The sequence below is a fragment of the Lentilactobacillus buchneri genome (genome assembly GCF_018314255.1).
Classification (GTDB): Bacteria; Bacillota; Bacilli; order Lactobacillales; family Lactobacillaceae; genus Lentilactobacillus; species Lentilactobacillus buchneri.
Window position 1 is genome coordinate 778,622 of sequence record NZ_CP073066.1, and the last position, 21,575, is coordinate 800,196.

The following is a 21,575-nucleotide window of genomic DNA, read 5'->3' on the forward strand; positions in this document are numbered from 1 at the left end:
ATCTTTTTTGAACGCTATATTTTACCAAAATCATATCTTATATTTTACCATTTTGCAACCATCCGTTTTACTTTTTTGAGAGATATATTTGACTATTTTGCAAGCAAATTTTTCAGTGTTGGATTTTATAAGATTTTTTCGCTTGTATTGACGCTCAGCTATGTACATAAAGACAACAAAAAGCCGCCTCTCAGCGACTTTCTTTGATAGACTCAATTCTTGACTTCAGAAGAATAACCAAGTGAAAAGGGATGCCGGCAATTGGACATGCTTTTCTTCATTTTGTAATTAATGCTTGTACAACCAAGTATAACTTTTAAATGAGTATGAGAACGCATTCTTCATCCCACTGCCCCAATGGTAAACATCCACTGGAGATTAAGTCGTTCTCCTCTGGTAAAATGGCCGACATCCTACTGAGTACAGAACTTCTAAATCCTACTACAGGGATCAATCCTTTTTTCTGGAGTAGGCATATTCTGCTGTAATATGGCACAACAATTTAAAACTCAGATAAGCCGATTACACAAGTCACCATATGCTTGTACAATAACTCCCGGAGCCTCCGAGACCACTTGAGTGTTAATTCTCAAATTAAATAAAGCCTGGTTTTCACCGATACTATTTGCTAAAACATTGATTGCTTTCCCAGTGGCTTTATCGACATCACCTAGCGGATTGACAACGTTCCAGGTACTGCCAGAACCATAAATCATAGTTTCATATTCGTAGCCCGCCGGTATTGGACTCATGCTGATAATTGTTTTCCCCGCTGGATAAGTCAATTTAGTGATCCCCACTTGACCAATTCCTTGTTTATCACCACTAGAATTATTCATCGACTGAAATAGTGCATTCCTTTCTTTAAGTTGCTGCTGCTTTTTTAAGGCCTTAGCATCTGCGGTCTTAATACGCTGTTCGATCTCTTCCCTGGCTGCCTGTCGTTCTTGTTCTTCTTGGTGCGCTTCCAGTAATTTATAAAATTGTTCATAATGACTTATCGTCTCATTCAACAAGGGCAAGAATTCATTAGTGATAAATGTGACATCTTCTGCGGTATTAGCATACATTTTTAAATCAGATTTAAGTCCTGTAACGTCAACCTGAACATAGGTTTCTTTGGAATTCGTTTGAAGTAAAGTGTGGGCGTCAACATACTTAAACCAATCATATGGCTTGCCTTCGTATGCTGAAAACGCAAAGAAGTTGGTAATCACATATGTATCGTCACGTAATAACCGATGATGCTGATTTACATAGACTCCCAAAACACGGTACTGATCATAGAAATTATCAATCTTTTGAAATGTTTCAAATTCAGCATTACTATAATCCAATATGTTTTTCTTCTTTGCAATGACCTTATTCATCAGTGTCCTAGCTATTCCCAAAGCTTTATTTTCATCTTCCATATTAGTCACAATCGCCATCATATCCATCTCCATTCTGTCCAAAACATCCACTTAACTAACGATTACCTGGACGCTTAATCAAAATTGGTGACCATTTTCAATACACAAACTTATCAACCTGTGAGCCCCAGTCCCCTGTTACGTACTTCATTTTGGTAAAGTAACACCAAGTCCGAAATGGTGGAATTCTGTCTATGCCACCCCGATGATTTGTGTGGTCAAAGTATTCCAATCCCCAATACCGTTTATGATTAGCTAGAACGAAGTGTCGGGGCCTGACTGTCTCAACTTTAAGCAGGTCAGCTTCTCCTTGTGGTCCGAAAGTATATGCGCCCTTCACATTTGCCGGTCGGATGAAATAACCATCATTCACAAAATCTTGCCGATACCAGTATCGACTGCCAACCCTACGGCTGTATTCGTAAACCGAATGCATCGTAAAATGTAATTTATAATAGTACTTACCGCCAAATGGGCCAGTGTGGGTTGAATACCAATTGTGAGCCCGCAATATTTTAGGATTGGTGTAAATTTTCGCAGCCGCAGGAATGGTTTTGCCGACACTTCCCATTAGGCTAATTCCTGTGGAAATGCATAATAGTGTACAAAGCTTTTTAAAATCCATTGTTACCCTCCATTTTCATTGAAAGTTATCTTGTTTTCGTGCGCCCCTAGCAAATCTGACTACCTCGCTAAAACCGTCATCGGCTCATATTTTTTTCAAAAGACAGATGCTCTTTAAATTGAAATCGATGCTGATTCACATAATATCTTCCTTTATCACATCCGCCAAACCTGCCATGAAGACTTCCACTGTATTGCATGCTTCGTAAGGCCTACTCCTGTAATTTAGCAATATCCTCTGACAAAGTATCACCAAAACTCGACGCCGCACTCGTTGCTTCCTCACTAAGTTCTAATCCCCCATCATACTGATCATCGTCATCAGAACTACCGTCATCCGCCAGCGATTTATTAAGTGCAGTTTGATAATTGTCATAAAGCGAATCTAACTTCTCTCGATCAAAAGTGCTAAATCGGGACTTGAACAAGTCATAAAACTTTCCTAGGGTTTGATAGTCATTTAGGGTCTCATCTCCTATGGTTTCGTAACCAGGATCATCCTTAAGGTCATTTCCAATTTGGTAAACAATGCTGCTAATATCCGAGCTGGAAGAAGGATCGTTATATGCTGTTCGAACGTCGACATCATTCAGTTTCTCCAAATACTCCCCTCTAGATATGGGATTCATCGTATTAATAATACCAATCATGGCACTAATATCCGATTTCTCTTGATCATAAGTCTTGGCTTTAACCAAATTCCCATGCCAAGTCCAACCATATACCGTTTTGGATTTGTTGAAGACGTAGTAGTAAACGGATTTAACACCATAGGATTTTTTAACGGTCGTTGCCTTATTGGTATAAAAAGTCGTGTGGACATAATTTTTGCCGTTATGAAGACGAACTTTTAGCTTTGGCGAACTGTAAAGATACCCGTGAGTAATGTTGTAGGGTTGCGCATCATCCATCGTTTTTGATGAGACAATTTTGATGTGACTCGCCGCTTGAGCGTTTGAGCCATTAGGAGACACAAACATCCCAATCCCCATTGATGCGGCTAATAGTCCGACGTACGTCATTTTTGAATGTATTGATTTTGTCATTTTTTACCCCTCCGAAAATTGATTGTTTAGTTGATGCCTTTTTATTTTCTTGAATTTATGCCATGCCAACCACGATCCAAGTCTTTATAAACATTCAAGCGTTCACGTTAATGACTCGTTTGTGCCAGAAAGAAGTCGTTCACAATCCCGTAATGCTTTGTGAATATGTACTTGGAATAACGCTTACCCCAATAGCAAATGTGGGGCAAAGTTCGTTGAAACTTTACTTAATTTCATTACATCCCCCCAACAAATTATTTATAGTTCAATAATCTCATTTTAATCCTAGTCGTTAACCCTGACAATGGTCGCTTCTAAATTCCATCAAGCTTCCTTAAGGTCACTCCTGAGGGGAATTTTAATATCAAATGAAATTAGTGTCTGAGTTTATTGCAGACTCTTGGATTGAAGTCAACCAGTCGGAAGTTCTCTAATTTTTTGAACCAGATGGGTATGTAACCACAAAAAACAGGTAGCCCAATTTGGCTACCTGTTTAAAACTGAGTTGTTAAGTTTCGGACTCTCCCTATACTTCTCCCTGAAATGGAAGTTGAGATCTGAAGATGAACACCCCAGCCAGTCGTTATTGCGTCCCCCAAGAGTGGAACTCGGAGCATGAGGGCCAAAATCTTATCTAAGCTTTCAAATACCAATCGCAAATGCCGAAATTATTGATATCCAAGCAGTAAAAGGCAACGCAACATTTTGTACTTTGAAGCAATTTTCAAGAACTCATCATGATTGTTAAAACACATGCGGTCTAGCTAAGTTATTCAGTTAGATTAGGAATCTCATTGAGCTGAGCGATGTTTCCTGAAAAACATTTCAGCTTTACGCAGGCATTCAACATGTCTACAAAGACTACACTCCACCATACATTTGTTACAATTAGAGATGTTTTGTGTGATAATGCTAGTAGAAATTGGTATGGGTCTATGAGGGATATGATAACTGTTAGGAGGGGCTAGCTATGGGGTTAACTACGAAGTGGCTCTATAAAAGAATGCTTTTTGTATTTTGTATTATATTTGGTCTTATGTCACTTTTTTCTGTTTCCACAAATGCCAATAATACAGTCCAGAAATCTAAAATAGAAAATAGTGATAATTTACGAACTGTAAACAATCAAAGTGACTTTCCATCTTATACCATTAATAATGGTGTTTTAACTTTGTATACTGGCACTATTACTGAACGTCCTAGTAATGGTTATGCCTGGAACTTTGATTCTAGTATAACTAAGGTACAGATCATGGGTGAAATTAAACTTGATGGTAATTCCACGTCAGGTTTGTTTTGGGGTATGAGTGGATTAAAAAACATTGTAGGACTTGAAAAACTTGATACTCAGAATGCGACTGACATGGGATCTATGTTTCGTGAAGATTCCTCTTTAACCACTTTAGATATTTCCAGCTTAAAAACTAGTAACGTTACTACAATGGGCGCCATGTTCTGGAAAGATTCGTCTTTAACAAACGTAGATCTAGATGGAATAGATACATCTAGCGTGAGAGATATGGGTTCTATGTTTCGAGACTGCACTTCTTTAAGTGACTTAAATTTAACAAGTTTCAATACATCTAATGTCATCATAATGGGAGCTATGTTTTGGAATGACCTTGCCTTGACTAATATAAATCTCTCAAGCTTTAAGACCAGTGATGTTGCTGATATGGGTTATATGTTTGCAGGATGCGCTAATCTGAATAGTTTAAATCTTTCTACTTTTGATACTCGGAAAGCTATAAGTAATAACCATTTTACAGACGTACATGGGGTAACACAGCATAATACCGTTGACGGGATGCTCATGGGCCTTTCTAATCTTACAGCTCTAACCTTAGGCAGTCTTAATCAATTTGCTCCTCAAAGTTCGTACGGCAACCCAAAGTTGGGTCCTGCATATGGACCTGCAAATTGGCAAGCAGTTGCAGCCGATAAAGGTGGAACTGTTTCGGTTCCGCAAGGCACAAAATATACACCTGACGATCTAATTTCTCACTATACCAATGTCGGCGTGCCAAAAGAGACCTATGTTCCAGCAGTGGACGTTCTTCCTGCTCCAATTACCATCAATTATGTAAAGCAAAGTGATCCTAATAATGTTCTAAAACAAGTAACAATCCCATCCGATGGACAAAAAGTAAATGATCCAGATTATCAATATGATGCATCGCAGCCTGAATATATTCAGCCATTTACTACCTCTGATGGCAAGAAATTTGACGTGATTACAGATCCACTGCCATCAAACTACAAAGGTGAATTTACTGCAGATCCTCAAACAGTTACCTACAATGTCAAACAGGCAGACGCGAAAGATGTTACGATTCACTACTATGAAAAGGGCACCACGACTCCAGTTCAGCCTGACAAGGTTCTTCCAGGGGCAGGTAAATATGGAGATTCATTCAGCGTGGATACCAAAGACTTAAAGCCAGCTACCATTGGTAATTATCAATACGATTCAACTAGTGGGACAACCAGTGGTCAGTACAATGATGAAGCACATACCATCACATTCTTCTATACTCGCCCTGACGCCAAGACGGTAACGGTTGAATACCTCGATCAAGATGGCAAACCTATTCACGATCCGCAAATTATTGGTAAGGATGGCAAGGTTGGCGATGAATATGATGCGACTACCGACAAATATAAGCTCAAGACAATCACTGGTTCGGATGGCGTTGTTTACAGTTTAGACACCAACAAACTACCAAGTAATGCGAAGGGAACACTGTCCAAGGACGCAATTACGGTCGTTTATAGATATGATACGACCAAGGCAGCTCCAATCACCATCAAGTATGTGGATGAAAGTGGCAATGTAATCCACACTGGTAAGACACTGAATGGTGTTGTTGGCGAAAAGTTTGATGCACGTTCAGATAAATTGAACACGATCAGCTACGGTGGTAACACATACACGTTAGATACTAAGAAATCAACTGCTGATAGTGCTTTACAGGGTAGTTTCAGTGCCGATAAACAGAGCATCACCTTTGTTTACTCGAAGAATGCCACACCTGTTAATCCAATTAACCCTGTAACTCCAATAAATCCAACGCCGACACCGACACCCACCCCAACTCCTACTCCTCAACCACAACCAAACTTGCCAAATTACGCCGCAACCAAAGGGTCTGCCGTGTACTCCATCAATCATATTTACCTTTACAAGCATGCCAATTTCAATAAGCATGACCGTATCGCAAAATATGTCAAGAAACCAAGAGTATATCGACCAATGTTTGTTGTGACGGGTTACGCTCGATCCAATGCCGGTAAGTTGCGGTATAAGGTACGTGATGTCAATCATTTGAGCAAGACGGCTGGCAAGACTGGCTACATTACTGCCAACTGGAAATATGTCCGTCCGGTTTATTATCAAAGTAACCATAAGACTGTGACGGTTATTAATCCGCGTGGTGTGAATGCCTACAAGAAATCCAATTTGGCTGGCAAGGTCAAGAACTACAAGCAAGGGACAATTCTTCATGTTACCAAGTTTGTTCATCATAACTTGACCACTCGGTATGTTCTCAGTAATGGCCAGTACATCACTGGCAATCGTAAGTTGGTAAATATGGGCAAGCATCATCAGGCTCATTACATCAAGACTAAGAAAGCAATTAACCGTTATAAGACTGTTGGTTTACATGGAAAGAATAAGCACTTTAAGAAGGGCGCCAAAATTAAGATTAAAAACTATGATTTTTCACACGCACACAATGTGACAAAATCAGGTAGCTTGAGATACCGAGTCGCTGGTGGTTACATTACTGGTAATTCCAGGTACGCACAGATTGTTAAGTAAATAGTTCCATCAAAAAGGATCCTCGGCAGTAGTTGTCGTGGATCCTTTTTGGTTGATAAAATCGGAGTTTTATTTGTTACATCTATAGTCGTTTCAAAAGCTGCTTGGTGACAAATGGATGCTAATTAATTTCAATTATTTTTGGAATCCCAGTACTGAATGGATTTAAAGCCATTTCATTATGTACAACAACAGTGATTCTTATGGCAAAAGCAACACAAATCACTGTTGTTTAGTTTATAGACTCTTGCAAGATACTATCTCAAAAATGTGTTCCAAACCGCCTATTCATCAACTCTGTCAGCATCTTCGTCTTGGACTCTGGCATCCAGATTGGCCACGCTTCTTCCACTTTAACGGGATTAGTACTGAAACTGGGTAGTACAAGCCCATCACCTACATTTTTGTATCTTCAGAACATAAAAATCTTTTGTTTTACCATTTTGTAACCATCTATTTTACTTTTTTGACAGATATATTTAACTATTTTGTATGCAGATTGCTAAGCTATAGTTTTTATAAGATTCTTTCGATTGTTCTGGCGCACAATTATGTAGATAAACAATAACAAAAAGCCGCCAATCCCTCAGCAACTTTCTTTACCAAACTCGATTCAATTCACTTATGCGTCCCCCGAGAGTCGAACTCGGATCATGAGGACCGAAATCTCATGTGCTATCCATTACACTAAGGACGCCTTACATCATTTAATTATAGCGTTTTCTGAATATTAATACAACCTGAATGTTCATGAAAATTTGCGGGCGACTTTATCGGCTTGATCTTCCAGGTACCACATCAACTGGTTGCCGTCCTTTTCAAAATCAGCTTCAAACGACTCACCGATTGGCTGAATCGTTGTCAGCAACTTTTCGCCAATCCCAATGACTTGAATCTCTTTTCCAACCAATTTGCCAGTATCATAGTGGCCTTCCTCGGCCTCATCCAAGTAGCCTTGAAAAGCGTCTTCAATCACTTGCTTCATCAGTCCGTCCCTGGTGGTTTCCGGGTGACGGGCTTTTTCGATTGCAAATTTATCTTCAAATTCATGCATGTTTTCTGGATAATCTAGGGACATGATTGTACCTCCACATTTTCTCTTACAACCATTATAAAGCACCAAAAGCAGAAAAAACACGGATCTTGTTTATAGAAATCCCCAACCGGCACATTCTACTTGCAATTGATGCGCCAATAGTCGAACATATAAGGTGTGAAGTGCTTACATCATCCTAATGGGAGGTAATATAATGACACAAGCGATCACGGTTGAAGAATCACGTGAATTAGATGATAAAACGATTAACAAAATCGGCATCCCTTCCCTCGTCTTGATGGAACGGGCTGGCCTCAAAATTTATGAAAATATGCTCGATAACAAAGATCTCGACTTAAGCAACGTTTTGATTCTTGCCGGAACCGGCAACAATGGCGGCGACGGCTTGGTTGTTGCCCGGCTTTTAGCCACTCATGGCTATCAAGTTTCCATCTTAACGGTTGGTAATCCGGATCATGCCAGCGAAGATCATCTGGCCCAAGCGCGGATCTGTAACTACTATCAGATTCCCAAGGTCTTCATGAACGCCGATTTTAACAAATTCACCACCTTGGTTGACGCCCTATTTGGCAGCGGCCTATCCCGCAACGTTGGCGGCGACTTCGCCACGATTATCGATAAGGCTAACGCTTCAACGGCCAAAATTCACGCCATCGATATTCCATCCGGCTTGAACGGCGACACCGGCGACGTGATGGGAACTGCCATCAAAGCCATCTCAACTTCAACGGTGGCTTATCCAAAGGTCGGCATGCTCAAAGATCAAGCTAAACCATACACTGGCAAGATCTATGTCGATGATATCGGCATTTATCGTGGCAACGCATTTGAAAATGAATAAATATTAATATAATATTAACTTAACTAGAATCTTCTCAGAATACGTGGAGGTGCCGAGATGGCTGATAAGAAAACACAAGGCTATATCAATGTTCACGACGTTGATCCAGACATCATTGTTGACCTGAAGTACGCAACCAGCGATAATTTTACTCACCAAGTGGTTTATGACTTTGACCAGGCAATTTCTCGAATTGATACGGTCAAGAAGTTGGCAAAGGCCAGTCGAGACCTGAAGAATCAAGGTTACCGCATCAAGATTTGGGATGCTTATCGCCCAACATACGCCCAGAAGCGTCTGTTTGAGGTCTATCCGGACCCAATTTGGGTAGCCGAGCCGGATCCTAACTTCAGCCACCAAAAGGGCGTGACATTTGACTTAACTTTAACCGATGAAAACGGTAACGACATTGAGATGCCCACCGGCTTTGACGATTTTGACGGGCTGGCCAAGCGCAGCATGAAATCATCATGGACACCGGCTGCCCAAAAGAACTACGATATCCTTAATGAAGCGATGGAGAAAGCCGGCTTTGAGGGATACGAAAATGAGTGGTGGGACTTCCGCGATTCGGACAAGGATCAATTTGGCCCACTTGAGGTCGATCCAAAGGATTATTAAATTCAATATTAGGAGTATGTAAAATGAAAGTTGGAATTATTGGGGCAGGTCCAAGGGGAATTTTATTAACCTCTCAATTGTTTAATCAATATAAATATCATAGTGACCAGAAATCACCGCTATCGATCACTTTGTTTGACCCGTACGGTATCGGCGGCCGCGTTTGGCGAACCGACCAATCGGATGAATTAATCATGAACAGTTCAGCTGATCAAATCACGTTATTTACCGACGCTTCTGTAACGATGTCCAGCAAGGTGTATGACGGCCCTTCTTTGTTTGAATGGGCCAAGAGCGTTGAGGCCAACCGTTATTTGGATAGCAACGGCTATTCATCAGACGTGATTGCCGCGGCCGCTCAACTGCAGATCAACGGCTATGCACCTCGCGTTTTATTTGGTGCCTATATCAAATGGTTCTACCAAGATTTGATTAAACAACAGCCTACCGAAGTTTCAACATCATTAATGAAGTCACAGGTCATGGATCTCATTTATGACGCCGACCATCACCCGGTGATCAAGACCAACGACGGCACCTTTACCTTTGACAAGGTCATCATGAGTCTCGGCCAGCAAGACAACTACCTCAGCGATGAGGAACAAAAGTTGGCCAGCTATGCCCAACAAAACGCCCTGACTTATATTGCCCCCACTCACCCCGGTGACGCTGATCTTAGTGACATTCCAGCTGGTGAACCCGCCATTATCCGCGGCTTGGGGCTGAGTTTTATCGATTACATTTCTGAATTGACCCTGGGGCGTGGCGGCCACTACATGCAAAATGAAGACGGCAGCCTGTTCTACCAACCGTCCGGCAGAGAGCCGCGAATCATTGCCGGCTCCGGCCGTGGGATTCCATACTACCCCAAGCCAATCAACGAAAAGGGTTACGGCGAGTGTGAAGTACCCAAGTTTTTGACCAAGGAAAATATCCAAAAAAATTCAACTGATGGTAAAATTCCCTTCGATAAGTTCATGGAACTTTTACTGTTAGATTTAAAGCTGGTCTTCTACAAGTTGACCATCAATGATAAATACCCATACAAGAGTGCCTCGAAGTTTGAAACCGAATTTTTAGCCAACGACGATAAACAAGCCGTTCTCAAACAATTTGGTTTCGCTGAAGAAGATGCCTTTGATTGGGATTACATCATCAACCCCTTCAAGGACGTTCAAGCAGTTGGGACCGAAGACTATCAGTCAGTATTGATTAACTGGCTAAACGGCGAAATTGACGACTCACTGAAGGGCTCGAAAACCGGTCCGCTGGCCGCTGCCAGAGACTTACTACGGGACTTCCGGCCAGCTTTTCGCCAAATGCTCGTCGATCACTGCTTCAGTAATCAAGACTTGGTTGAGAAATTCTGGGGTCAACTCGACTCAACCATCAACTTCTTAATTATGGGACCACCTGTGGTTCGCAGTAAGGAATTGTCGGCTCTCATCCGGAGTGGCGTGGTCACGATTTTGGCACCCGGTATGCAGGTTAAAGGACAAGACGGTTGGTTTGTGACCGCTGCCCCTAAGCGCAACACCGATACTTTCCGTTCAGCTACCTTAATTGAGGCCCGGGTTCCTAAAGCCGACCTCGATATCACCGCCAACCCAGTGCTGGAAAGCCTGGTTGACGCCAAGTTGGCAAGAACCCACCAGGTTAAGATTAATGATCAATCTGTCGGCCTCAATGCGGTCGACGTGGATCCAAGTACCGACCAGTTGTTGGATGCCAACGGTGCCGGTCAACCCGACATTTACGTCTGGGGCGTGCCGTTGGATGGCCTACGCTATGTTACCAACGCTGCGCCACGACCAGGCGTCAACGACACTAATTTGCAGACGGCAGATCGTTTGGCAGCAGAAGTGTTGGGGCTTCCGGCAGCTGGGAATGTTGAAATGGCTTAATTGAAATAAATGAGATTGTAAAACGGACGCCGTCAGTGGCGTCCGTTTTTGTTTAACGATTAAAAAGTCTAATACCAAATAAACGAGCAGTATCACCGCCAGCACTACGAAAGACCAACTTGATGTTGGGGCGCTGGTTAATAAGAATAACTGAAATCGGAATCCTGACGTGATAAAAACCCTTTGAATCGGTTGACTGATTCTGATCAACGGTGAGGACTTGATCGAATTTATGATCGTCGTTAAAGCCAACCACAATGGAATGCCCTGCGTCTTCAACATTCAAGGTAAGTTCCAAGGACAAACCTGGTTGAGCTTTAGCTAACGAAAATTGGTAGCTGAACCAACCATCTTGGTGAGCAACTCTGAAGCGTCGGCCTTTGGCATTGCTGGCCTCGGAACGATGCTGCTCGAGATGTTTATCAAATTCAAAATTGTTCTGATCAAAATTATCCAGTTGACCGACTGTTTTTCGCCGATATTCGCTTAACGCTTGCAATTGTTCTTCGCGACGCTGAGCCTCTTTGGAGCCGGCCTGCTGCCACTGGAAGTAAACCCCATATCGAATTTCAAAGGTTTGATAATAAGGCACAAAAGTGATTGTTTCACTCGTATTCGGTAGCTTCAACTCGAATAGTGTATTCGTCGTCTCGGTATCGACAACGGCTTGACTGTTCAATGACTGCTGCCAGTCGTGCCAATCCATACCGGTGGTCAATGTTGATGGGACCGCCTGATCATGGGTGCTGATCCGCACCAACACACCATTTTGGCGATCATCATTGATATGATGCTTCCCCAGCTGGCCCGCAAGAACATAAGGACCATACTTGAAGGCTACATAATGCGGGTTATCCTTTGTCTGCACCATTTTCAAACTCATCGGAATCTCCAAGTCAACGGTTGTTCCTGTGCCGGCGTTATCGATTTCCCAAAAATCAGCATTTTGATCCACCTGCTGAGAAATGCCATCGACTGCCAATTTTGCCGACTGGACCAACCAGGCAGGGTTTCTCAACTTCAAATTGATTGCCCCAGCACTATCTTGTGAGCGTAATTTGGCGACCGTTAAGTGAACCTTGCCGGTTTTTCGATCGACCTGTTCAGTCATCTGGAGGTTATTTGAATCAAGCCGTAAAACATTTGAGAAGTACAAACTCAGATACAGCTGATCTCCGGACATGAAGTCATAACTGTCGCCCAACTTAGTGAAGTTTTCGATGCCAGTACCCGTACAGCACCAAAATTCATCGAATGGCCGGTTATACACCTTGGTATAGCCTGCTGCCATCGGCTGGAAATAGGTCATCATCCCAGTGTTTGGATTCTGTGAACCCAAGATGGCGTTGGTATAGGTCTGCTCATAATAATCTAAATATTTTTTATCGCCGGTGACTCGAAATAACTCCCGGCTCAATTTCAGCATATTATAAGTATTGCAGGTTTCACACGTTGTTGCTCCGTCCTCCAATACTGCATCATGAAACAGCTGGCCGGGTTCGTGGAAATGCTCACTTTGGCTATTCCCGCCAGTCACATAGGTATGATCATCGACCACGATTTGCCAGAAGTTAACCGCTGCTTTCAGATACATATTGAGTGACCCTTTTTCTTCAGGACTTAAATATTGGTCGGCCCGCTTCACGTCATGAAGGGATTCATAGCGGTGTAAAGCGCCAATCAACTTGGGAATCGTCGTGTTGGCGTGTTTTCCAGCCAGGACATCGTCACCCTCAGCTAGCTGTTTAAATAATGCGGTTTCGTCAAAGTAAGTCGCCGCCGTCAGCATGCGTTTATCATCAGTCAAATCAAACAATTCATACAGTGCATCGTTCATCCCACCATACTCAATCTTGAGCATTTGAGTGGGGTCAGCCAGTTGATTGAGGCGCTTAAAGACATAAATGCCAAATTGATGGGCAATTTTCAGGGCCTTCTCAGACAGAAGTGGATCAATTCCTTGAAGGTTGACCTTGACCGCCAACAGCCCTGCCAGGACCTTATGCAGGTTGTACCATGGCACCAACACATTCTCTTTCTCATCTTTGGGAACTTCCCTGCCCTCTACCTCATCCAGGGCCACTTCTCTGAACGCTGAGACATACCCAGCACTATCAGGATGACTTTTTGCATAGGCGGCTTGGGCAGACTGGAGGCCATTTACGCCCAGGCGAAGTTTGTCGAGCAATTGCTGCCGGATGTCGTTCTCTTCTGTAGCGAGAATCGCTTGGGAAAGTGCCGACAGATAATGGCCGAAAAAATGGCCACGAAAATTCAAACCATCGGTGCGCTCCCAACCTTGGTAGCCGGTTACGCCACCTGAGTCGATGCCAGCAACTTCATCAAAAGTTACCAAGAATCTTTTTGGATCCAACGCTAATAAATACTTAACAGTCATCTGCTGGGCATGCTCAATTTCTGGATCAGTTAATGTAAGAAATCTTTGATCAATGCTTTGTTTCATATCTCAAGCCACCTTAGTTTCTTAATTGTTCAGTCAATAGAACATCGTGACTACCAATTTGAACCGATGCTGCTGCCAACTGTCTGTCATGCCACACATCACGGGCGTCATTTTCAATTCCAATTTGTTCCAACTGCACTTGGCTAACCATAATCGGCTTGGACGATATGTTGAAAATACCATAGTAAGCATAACGATCACTATGAGCATACCAAACAATCATTTGATCGGTTCTGGTTAATTCAAATTTTTCGGAAATTGAATTGTCCATTTTCAAAAGGGTTGAATTTGTCAATAAACTCTTTGTCCAATCATCCAGATCCGTTAACTCGCCACCCATAATGAGTGGTGACTGCATTAATGACCAAAGACTCATCATCGTCCGCTGTTCGGCGTGAGTGAAGCGGGTTTGACGATTACCTCCCGGTCCATCCACTGAACGGATGCCAATATGTCCCAAAGGCAGCATATCGCAATCTGGCCAATTGCCAGGACGGGAAATTGGCGCCCACTCTTCCGCACGGTCAAACATATTATATAAAAGCGGCCATTCATCCCAAAAATCATTTGTAATGCGCCACATATTGGCGTTCCGCTGAAAGAACGAACCGTTTTTAATTGGTGCCGGTCCGGGCGATAACGAAAGAACGATTTGGCGTCCCGTCTGAGCAATTGCTTTTCTTAAGGCGACGACCTCATCTTTGTGCGTTTTATCATAGAGCTGTGAGTTGGCAATATCATCGCATTTGACAAAGTCAACTCCCCAAGAGGCATATAAATCCATCAATGAGTTGTAATAAAGTTGACCCTCGGGTATAGCCATATTGACCCCATACATATCAGAATTCCAAGGACAAATATTATTCCTGGCGATCTCCCTGGCTGACTTGTCGGATCCCTTGATGGCGGTTGCTTGATGGACCGCTTGACGTGGAATGCCCCGCATAATATGAATGCCGAATTTTAATCCAAGACTGTGCACGTAATCGGCCAGCGGTTTGAATCCTCGACCGCCCGATGCAGATGGAAACCGGCCCGGATCAGGCAATAATCTGGAATAATCGTCCATGATCAAAGGATAAAAATCATGATAGCGAGACGAATTGGCGGTCGGTTCATACCACTGAATGTCGACGACGATATACTCCCACCCTAATTGCTTCAGGTGCTTACTCATATACTCAGCATTTTTTCTGACCTCTTCTTCTCTAACCGAGGCCCCGTAACCATCCCAACTATTCCAGCCTTTTGGTGGGACAGGCGCGAATGTACGATGATGATTAATTAACATGTGTTGTTTCCTTTCTGCTACTGGGTTCTAAATTGCTTTGTGCTCATTAACACACTAACCGAATAAGGCGGCAAAATGAATTGATGTCCAGAAAATGGTACATTTCGCCGTTCAATTTGATTAGTCATTCCAAGGTGATTTTCTGCATCTGGCAGGCCGGTTAACTGATACAAAGACCCGTCAGCAAAAAGATCTGTATCAAGTGTAATTTCTTGCTGCTTATCAGTCACATTTACCGCCTTGAAGTAATATTGACTGGCTTTTTTATCGTATGTCAGATTTGTGTACATTGGTTGAACGACAAAGGGTGGGATCTCAATTTCGTTCATTTTTTCGCCATCAATCCATGTGGTGATATGACGACCGGAAACCTTGATCTGACAGTGATAGGTTTGATTCTTATTCATTGTCCATGATGTCTGGGTCCAATCAGTGTCCATTCCATTGGTCATTGTTCTAATCATGGAATCGGTATTGCCCCAGCCTCCAAGAACCCAGGTAAACGTGTTATCCAAGTCTTGTTCACCAAAACAGAAATGGGCACCTTTGGGTTCATCTCCTACCTTGGTGACATCAAAGGCCACTTCATAGTCATCTGCATCCGTAGAGCCAACCCTAATGGTCTGTTTCTCACTTAGAGATTGACCCTTAAACTGCTTTGTCTGACCATTGGCTGTTAGTCTGATATTTTCAAACTTAACATCTGTGCCATCTGCTTGGGGACTTAGGCCATCGTTGAGCGGGCCGTCATCAATCACTTTTGCTTCCGGAACGTTAGCTAAATGATAATCAACATTGTTTGTTCCCTGATACTTCATGAAGAGCTGTTGAACGTAGTAATTAACTGACGGTGAAACTTCGCTTTGATTAAAGAAAATAAGGTCTGGTGTCCAGTCCTTATAATCGACATTGCAGAACAAAGGTGCATAACAGGCTAATCCAACCTTATCAGCATTTCGTTCTAAGCCTGTCATATAGCTCGCTTCAACCACGGCATTGTACCACTGGTTTTTCTTTGAAGCATATTCACCAATAAATGCTTTTGGCCCCTTGGGATCATAAGAATCGTACCGATGCTGATTGGCTAAGAACCAGGTCGGCGCAGTGTAGTAATGTTCATCAACCAAATCAGAATGATTCTCCCGAGCTGACTTCCAGCCGCGTTCAAATTCAGCACCCGCGGCAAATGGACCTGAAGTATTAATCAATTTAATATTAGGATATTTGGCTTTAATGGCTTTATGGAAGTATGGATAACGGTCAAAGAAGGCTTGGCCGACTTCTTCATTTCCAATGGCCAAGTATTTCAAGTTAAAGGGTTTTGGATGTCCAAGCGCTACTCGAACTTTGCCCCATTTACTATTTTCGGAACCATTAGCAAACTCGATTAAGTCCAGCGCATCGTCAATCCAATCACCTAATTGAGCAATCGGTGCTTCCCGATCATGATGCGGATCGTGAGCGCCTGGTAAAACAGGTAGCGGTTCAGCCCCGATATCCTCACTCAGCTCAAAATATTCAAAGTATCCAAGGCCAAGTGTCTGATTATAACCCCAGTTATTCCGGCGAGCTGGGCGTTGCTCAACCGGTCCGATTGAGTTCTTCCAACGATACATCGCACCACGGTTGTCAGGATCCAGTTGACCGTCGTGAACTAAACAACCGCCAGGAAATCTCAAAAACTTGGGATGCAGATCCTTAAGGGTTTCACCTAAGTCCGCACGAACATAATTTGGTCGATGATTGAACGTATTTTTTGGAAATAACGAAATCATGTCAACCAAAATCCGCGTCCCCTCTGGAAATGTTAGCACCAGTCGGCCAGTTGTTGTGGTCTGCTCGGCTGTGAACTGAGCGGAATATTTCAACCACTGGTGACTTTCAACCGTGATTGACTGAGGGGCGGCGATTTTCTTACCTGAGTCACCAGTTAACTGGACAGTCACTTCTTGAGTCCCGTTTAAGGCTTTCACAAAGAATGAAAAATTATATTGTTCTCCTTGTTGATAGAACATGCCTGAATTAAAACCAGCATTGGTGATCGTGGCTGTCTGCTTAGCATCGACAGTTAGATAATGAAGATTTTTGGTATTCAAAGGATCCTTATCGGCAACTCGTAAACTTTGCGGGTCACTGAGTTCCCATGCAGTGGTTGCCTGATAGTCGGAATTATCAATGGGGGCAAACTCAAATGAGCGATTCTGAACCATTTCAGCATATAGTCCACCATCAGCAGCATGGTTGATATCTTCAAAAAAGATACCAAATAAATCATTCAAAGGTGCCGTTAGTTCGTTAGTAACGGTTAATTTTGTGTCTTTCAAAGAAATTCTCCTTCCAATTGCGTGATACAGAAAAAGGATGAACACTCGTACATATTCATCCTTTTCAATGCCACATTTTCCTTATTTAACAGATTTAATTCTGAAGATTAAGATGGCACCAACTAATTCAATCAGGAATGAAGCCGGGAAGATTGCCTTATAACCACCAAGATAGGTAACAATCAACGAAGCAACGACGGTTCCTGAAATCTGTGACAAGGTATTTGCCAAGTTAATGAAGCCCATATCTTTACCCGAAGTCTCGGCATTCGGCAAAACAGCCAGGTTCAACGCACCATCAACGGCATTATAAACCCCATTACCAATAGCAGCCAAGACAGCGTATGTCAAAATGGTCCATGGCTTAGCAGCAAAGAATGGGAAGAATTGTGCAATACCAATTAACAGTGTTGAAAGTGCAACTGGTGCCTTTAGTCGACCCACTTTATCAGCGATTGGCCCAGAAATCGCGGTGAAGACAACCCCAAAGATCAGGTTGATAGAAGCAATTTCAGCCAATGTCTTACCGGCTGTCTGCTGACCTAAATGCATATAGTCAGTCAAAATGTAAAGCATGTAAGCCGTGGCAATTGTGCCACCCATAACCATCATTAACTTACCAGCAACAGCATACCAGTAATCACGGGCACCTTTAGTTGGTAATGAGAAGTGAAGCCAAGGTGAACTCCACGAGAATTTCTCCCGTGGCTCGTCCAAGTTGCTGCCTTCATTGGCGAAAAGAACATGGATAATGCCCATTACAAAACCAATTCCGGCCATGACGTACATACCTTCCTTAGGCTTACCAAGAAATTGAGCAGCGATCATGGCAACCAATTGAATGGCAGTATAGCCAATGCCATAAAGGGTTGAAATTGTTCCTCGCCATCGGGGTGCAATTCGGTCGGCTTCTTGAGCAACCATTGCGGCAGCAACAGCATTTTCTGCGGCAGCAACAATCCCCCAAAGGACAACAATCAACCAAATCGACTTGATATTGGCAACAATACAAATCAACCCTGATTCAACAATCGTTCCGCCAAGGATCCAAGGTTTACGTTTTCCCCAACGGGTACGGGTAATATCTGATAAGCCACCAAATAAAATGTTAGCAACCGCGGCAACAATTGATGAGACTGATGCTAATAGTGCAACTAAGGCAACCTTTTCGTTTGGTGCAATTTGACTAAAGTATTGTGGTAATAACGTGTTACGAACGTTACCAGCTGGTGCCAGCCAAACAAACGGCCCGATCAGCATTGCCAACCCAAACAGTTTCGGGAACTTTGGCTCTTCAGCGTTGGTCACTTTGGCGTTGGTTGGTTCTGGCGCCGGTTCAACTGCCTTTAAATCTTTTTCATCTTTCTTTGACATCTTTAAACCCCCTATGGGAATAAATTTTATTTTATTGAAGCGTTTTCATTTCAAGCGCAAAATAGAATCATTCAATCCTATTTCAATGTGACGGTGACCACACTCTTTGACGGCAAAGCTAATTGCAATTGATGCTCATTCAAACGAGCAGCCTTAAAATCAGCTTCAACCACGTTATCTGGATTTTCAAAGGTATTGTGAGCATCCAGTGTACCAGCCGTTAGAATCTTGGCTGACGTCACTTCTTTCAAGTCGGCCAAACCAGTGAACTCAACGGTCTGGTTCTCATGGGCATCATAGTTACAAATGGAAATCGTTAACTCGCCGTTTTTTCGTGAAGCGGTGTAAGTAACATTTTCAGGCACATCACCAACCCCTTCAACCAATTCAGCATTCATGTGCTTTTGATACATATCAAAAACATAATAGGTCGGCGTCTTCAGCATCTGATCACCCTTGGTTAAAATCATGGCTTGTAACACATTGACCATCTGAGCGATATTTGCCATATAAACCCGATCCGCGTGCTTTTGAAAAATATTTAAATTAATTGCTGCAACCATTGCGTCGCGAATCGTGTTTTGCTGATGCAGAAATCCTGGGTTAGTGCCCTTTTCAACGTTGAACCAGGTGCCCCACTCATCAACAATTAAGTTGACCCGTTTATCAGGATCATACCGATCCATGATGGTGGAATGCTTGGTGATCAATTCATCCATGTGTTTGGCACGGGTCATTGTCGAATCCCATTCAGATTCTGGGAAACCGGTGGCGTCACCTTTGCTTTGACCCCAGGTCCCCTTCGGCAAAGTGTAATAATGAAGACTAATGCCATCCAAATATTGACCAGCGTACTTCATCACCGTATCCGTCCAGTTATAATCGTCTTCATTTGGACCGCAGGCAACTTTGTAAATTGGATGATCCTTGTCATACTGAGGCAAAAACGTTTGGTACTGACGATAAACGTCTGAGTAATATTCAGGACGCATATTGCCGCCGCCACCCCATGATTCATTACCAATTCCAAAGAATTTAACTTTCCAAGGATCCTTTTGACCATTTTGTCGGCGGAGGTTGGCCATCGGTGATTCACCCGGCATGGTCATATACTCAACCCACTCAGCCATTTCTTGAACCGTCCCGCTGCCAATATTGGCATTGATATAGGCATCAGCACCTAATTGGTTCAGCAGTTCAAAATACTCATGAGTCCCAAAGTGGTTATTTTCAGTGACATCACCCCAGTTGGTGTTGACGATCTTTTTACGATCATCCATAGGTCCAATACCGTCCATCCAGTGATAGGTGTCAGCAAACAACCCACCTGGCCATCTCAATACAGGAACGTGAATTTTCTTGAGGGCATCCACGACGTCGGTCCGCATACCGTTGACGTTTGCAACATCAGAATTTTTGCCAACATAGAGACTGCCATAGATCCCATTTCCTAAATGCTCAGAAAATTGGCCATAAATATATTTGCTGATTTGTGGACCAGACTTCTGAGGTAGAAGTTCAATTGTCATATTGTTCAACCTTTCATGATTTGCTACTTCTTATTAACATAAATGTTAATATTCAAGTGGTGGAAATTGTTAATGTTTACCGGTAAAAGTTTTAACGCTTTAATATAGCGCTTACAAATCCCAATGTAAACAAGTTTTTACTAAAATGTTGAATATTTTTTCCTATTTAGTATAATGATTAAGAACGAGTTGCTAAGGAGCTTCATTGAGCTTAAGATAGTAATATAAATGTTAACAAGAATTAGAGGTAATCATATGGACCTTGATATTTCAAATAAGTCGCTGCCCATTTTTGCTGCTTTGGACAGTCAGGTCAGAATCAAAATCATCCGTTTACTTTCAGAAAAAAAGATGAACGTCTCACAAATTTCTAAGGCAATTCGCTTGAGCAGCCCAATTACCCTCATGCACTTGAAGAAGCTGGAAGACGCCCACATCATCAAGACGCAAAAGAAGGGCAACCAACGGATTTGCAGTCTCCAGATCGATACAATCAACGTCAGCTTTCCGCAACAACTCTATATTCCTTATGAGAATTGGGATATTGAGCTGCCAATTGGGCAATTCACCAATTTTGATGTTCAGCCCTCTTGTGGCTTGGCGGGTCAAAAGGGCTTCATCGGCAAAGTCGATAACCCCAGTTATTTCATGGACCCCAAACGTTATGAAGCTGGGATGCTTTGGTTTGCCAAGGGATACGTTGAGTACCAGGTGCCAAACTACTTGAAGCCTGACCAGGAACTGGAAATGATCGAGTTGTCGATGGAGTTAAGCTCTGAATTTCCATTTTCAAACAACCGCTGGCCGTCTGATATTACCATTAGTCTGGATGGCAAAGAGATTGGCACGTGGACCAGTCCCGGTGACTTCTCTGATATTCGTGGGCGCTACACGCCGGATTGGGTGTATAACGACATGAATCAATATGGCATGCTCAAGTCCCTGCGTGTTTCCAAACACGGCTCGTTTATCGACGGCCAGCATTCTGCGGATACGACGATTAATGAATTAGACACCACCAAGAATTCGTGGACGCTGCGGATTGGGGTTAAAGATAACGCCAAGCATGCTGGTGGTTGTACTATTTTTGGCAATCAATTTGGGAATCATGATCAGGGGATTAAGGGTCGGTTTTATTTTAGTGAAAATTGACGATGATCGTTATCACAGCTTTTTTCAATTCTCTGAATTTGTTTTGAGGACGGCGACTGACCCCCAGATCCCTCCGCTTAAAAAAGTAATCGGGTGCAATGCGCAAAGTACGC

General features: G+C 42.8%; 13 protein-coding genes and 1 tRNA gene. 5 read left to right on the forward strand and 9 right to left on the reverse strand.

The genetic code is table 11. The features are described from left to right. Window positions 1-509: 509 nt before the first annotated feature. Both KE627_RS03870 and KE627_RS03875 read right to left on the reverse strand, forming a co-directional pair. On the reverse strand, window positions 510-1,445 hold the full coding sequence (locus tag KE627_RS03870) for a hypothetical protein (RefSeq protein ID WP_153152624.1): 936 nt from the start codon (window positions 1,443-1,445) through the stop codon (window positions 510-512). A gap of 803 nt (window positions 1,446-2,248) precedes the next feature. Continuing rightward, window positions 2,249-3,082, reverse strand: a complete 834-nt coding sequence (locus tag KE627_RS03875) for a hypothetical protein (RefSeq protein ID WP_013728721.1) — start codon at window positions 3,080-3,082, stop codon at window positions 2,249-2,251. A 970-nt stretch (window positions 3,083-4,052) separates the two neighbouring features. Here KE627_RS03875 and KE627_RS03880 point away from each other — a divergent pair. Beyond that, entirely contained in the window at window positions 4,053-6,905 is a 2,853-nt protein-coding gene (locus KE627_RS03880; RefSeq protein ID WP_013728722.1) for a MucBP domain-containing protein, read from the forward strand. Window positions 6,906-7,530: 625 nt separating this feature from the next. On the opposite strand, the gene KE627_RS03885 is transcribed toward KE627_RS03880, so the two are convergent. After that, window positions 7,531-7,602 (reverse strand) — tRNA-Arg (locus KE627_RS03885). A gap of 51 nt (window positions 7,603-7,653) precedes the next feature. Then, a complete protein-coding gene (locus KE627_RS03890) occupies window positions 7,654-7,983 on the reverse strand; it encodes a hypothetical protein (protein WP_013728723.1) in 330 nt (109 codons plus the stop codon). Window positions 7,984-8,155: 172 nt separating this feature from the next. Here KE627_RS03890 and KE627_RS03895 point away from each other — a divergent pair, with 172 nt between their 5' ends. From KE627_RS03895 to KE627_RS03905, 3 genes are read left to right on the forward strand one after another with little or no spacing between them, the layout of a single operon-like run. Further along, on the forward strand, window positions 8,156-8,803 hold the full coding sequence (locus KE627_RS03895; RefSeq protein WP_013728724.1) for an NAD(P)H-hydrate epimerase: 648 nt from the start codon (window positions 8,156-8,158) through the stop codon (window positions 8,801-8,803). Between the two features lie 57 nt (window positions 8,804-8,860). Next, window positions 8,861-9,424, forward strand: coding sequence for a M15 family metallopeptidase (locus KE627_RS03900; RefSeq protein WP_013728725.1), 564 nt, complete (start codon window positions 8,861-8,863; stop codon window positions 9,422-9,424). Between the two features lie 23 nt (window positions 9,425-9,447). Next, entirely contained in the window at window positions 9,448-11,328 is a 1,881-nt protein-coding gene (locus KE627_RS03905) for an FAD/NAD(P)-binding protein (RefSeq protein ID WP_013728726.1), read from the forward strand. Window positions 11,329-11,380: 52 nt separating this feature from the next. Here KE627_RS03905 and KE627_RS03910 read toward each other — a convergent pair whose 3' ends face one another. The 5 genes from KE627_RS03910 to KE627_RS03930 all read right to left on the reverse strand — a co-directional run bounded on the left by KE627_RS03910 (window position 11,381) and on the right by KE627_RS03930 (window position 20,310). Next, entirely contained in the window at window positions 11,381-13,792 is a 2,412-nt protein-coding gene (locus tag KE627_RS03910; protein ID WP_056939151.1) for a beta-L-arabinofuranosidase domain-containing protein, read from the reverse strand. A gap of 13 nt (window positions 13,793-13,805) precedes the next feature. Beyond that, window positions 13,806-15,083, reverse strand: coding sequence for a glycoside hydrolase family 27 protein (locus KE627_RS03915; RefSeq protein ID WP_056939150.1), 1,278 nt, complete (start codon window positions 15,081-15,083; stop codon window positions 13,806-13,808). Between the two features lie 17 nt (window positions 15,084-15,100). Continuing rightward, complete coding sequence (locus KE627_RS03920; protein ID WP_146971952.1) at window positions 15,101-17,407, reverse strand: alpha-L-arabinofuranosidase C-terminal domain-containing protein; 2,307 nt, start codon at window positions 17,405-17,407, stop codon at window positions 15,101-15,103. Window positions 17,408-17,488: 81 nt separating this feature from the next. Next, window positions 17,489-18,781: an MFS transporter gene (locus KE627_RS03925; RefSeq protein ID WP_056939148.1), complete on the reverse strand. Its 1,293-nt coding sequence runs from the start codon at window positions 18,779-18,781 to the stop codon at window positions 17,489-17,491. Window positions 18,782-18,858: 77 nt separating this feature from the next. Beyond that, window positions 18,859-20,310, reverse strand: coding sequence for an alpha-N-arabinofuranosidase (locus tag KE627_RS03930; protein WP_013728731.1), 1,452 nt, complete (start codon window positions 20,308-20,310; stop codon window positions 18,859-18,861). A 255-nt stretch (window positions 20,311-20,565) separates the two neighbouring features. On the opposite strand from KE627_RS03930, the gene KE627_RS03935 reads away from it, so the two are divergent. Continuing rightward, on the forward strand, window positions 20,566-21,462 hold the full coding sequence (locus KE627_RS03935) for an ArsR/SmtB family transcription factor (protein ID WP_013728732.1): 897 nt from the start codon (window positions 20,566-20,568) through the stop codon (window positions 21,460-21,462). Window positions 21,463-21,575: the final 113 nt, after the last annotated feature.

Coding starts and splice junctions, on each gene's coding strand:
- KE627_RS03905 (WP_013728726.1), top strand. CDS start 9,448: ATGAAAGTTGGAATTATTGGGGCAGGTCCAAGGGGAATTTTATTAACC.
- KE627_RS03910 (WP_056939151.1), bottom strand. CDS start 13,792: ATGAAACAAAGCATTGATCAAAGATTTCTTACATTAACTGATCCAGAA.
- KE627_RS03880 (WP_013728722.1), top strand. CDS start 4,053: ATGGGGTTAACTACGAAGTGGCTCTATAAAAGAATGCTTTTTGTATTT.
- KE627_RS03875 (WP_013728721.1), bottom strand. CDS start 3,082: ATGACAAAATCAATACATTCAAAAATGACGTACGTCGGACTATTAGCC.
- KE627_RS03900 (WP_013728725.1), top strand. CDS start 8,861: ATGGCTGATAAGAAAACACAAGGCTATATCAATGTTCACGACGTTGAT.
- KE627_RS03915 (WP_056939150.1), bottom strand. CDS start 15,083: ATGTTAATTAATCATCATCGTACATTCGCGCCTGTCCCACCAAAAGGC.
- KE627_RS03890 (WP_013728723.1), bottom strand. CDS start 7,983: ATGTCCCTAGATTATCCAGAAAACATGCATGAATTTGAAGATAAATTT.
- KE627_RS03895 (WP_013728724.1), top strand. CDS start 8,156: ATGACACAAGCGATCACGGTTGAAGAATCACGTGAATTAGATGATAAA.
- KE627_RS03930 (WP_013728731.1), bottom strand. CDS start 20,310: ATGACAATTGAACTTCTACCTCAGAAGTCTGGTCCACAAATCAGCAAA.
- KE627_RS03925 (WP_056939148.1), bottom strand. CDS start 18,781: ATGTCAAAGAAAGATGAAAAAGATTTAAAGGCAGTTGAACCGGCGCCA.
- KE627_RS03935 (WP_013728732.1), top strand. CDS start 20,566: ATGGACCTTGATATTTCAAATAAGTCGCTGCCCATTTTTGCTGCTTTG.
- KE627_RS03870 (WP_153152624.1), bottom strand. CDS start 1,445: ATGGAGATGGATATGATGGCGATTGTGACTAATATGGAAGATGAAAAT.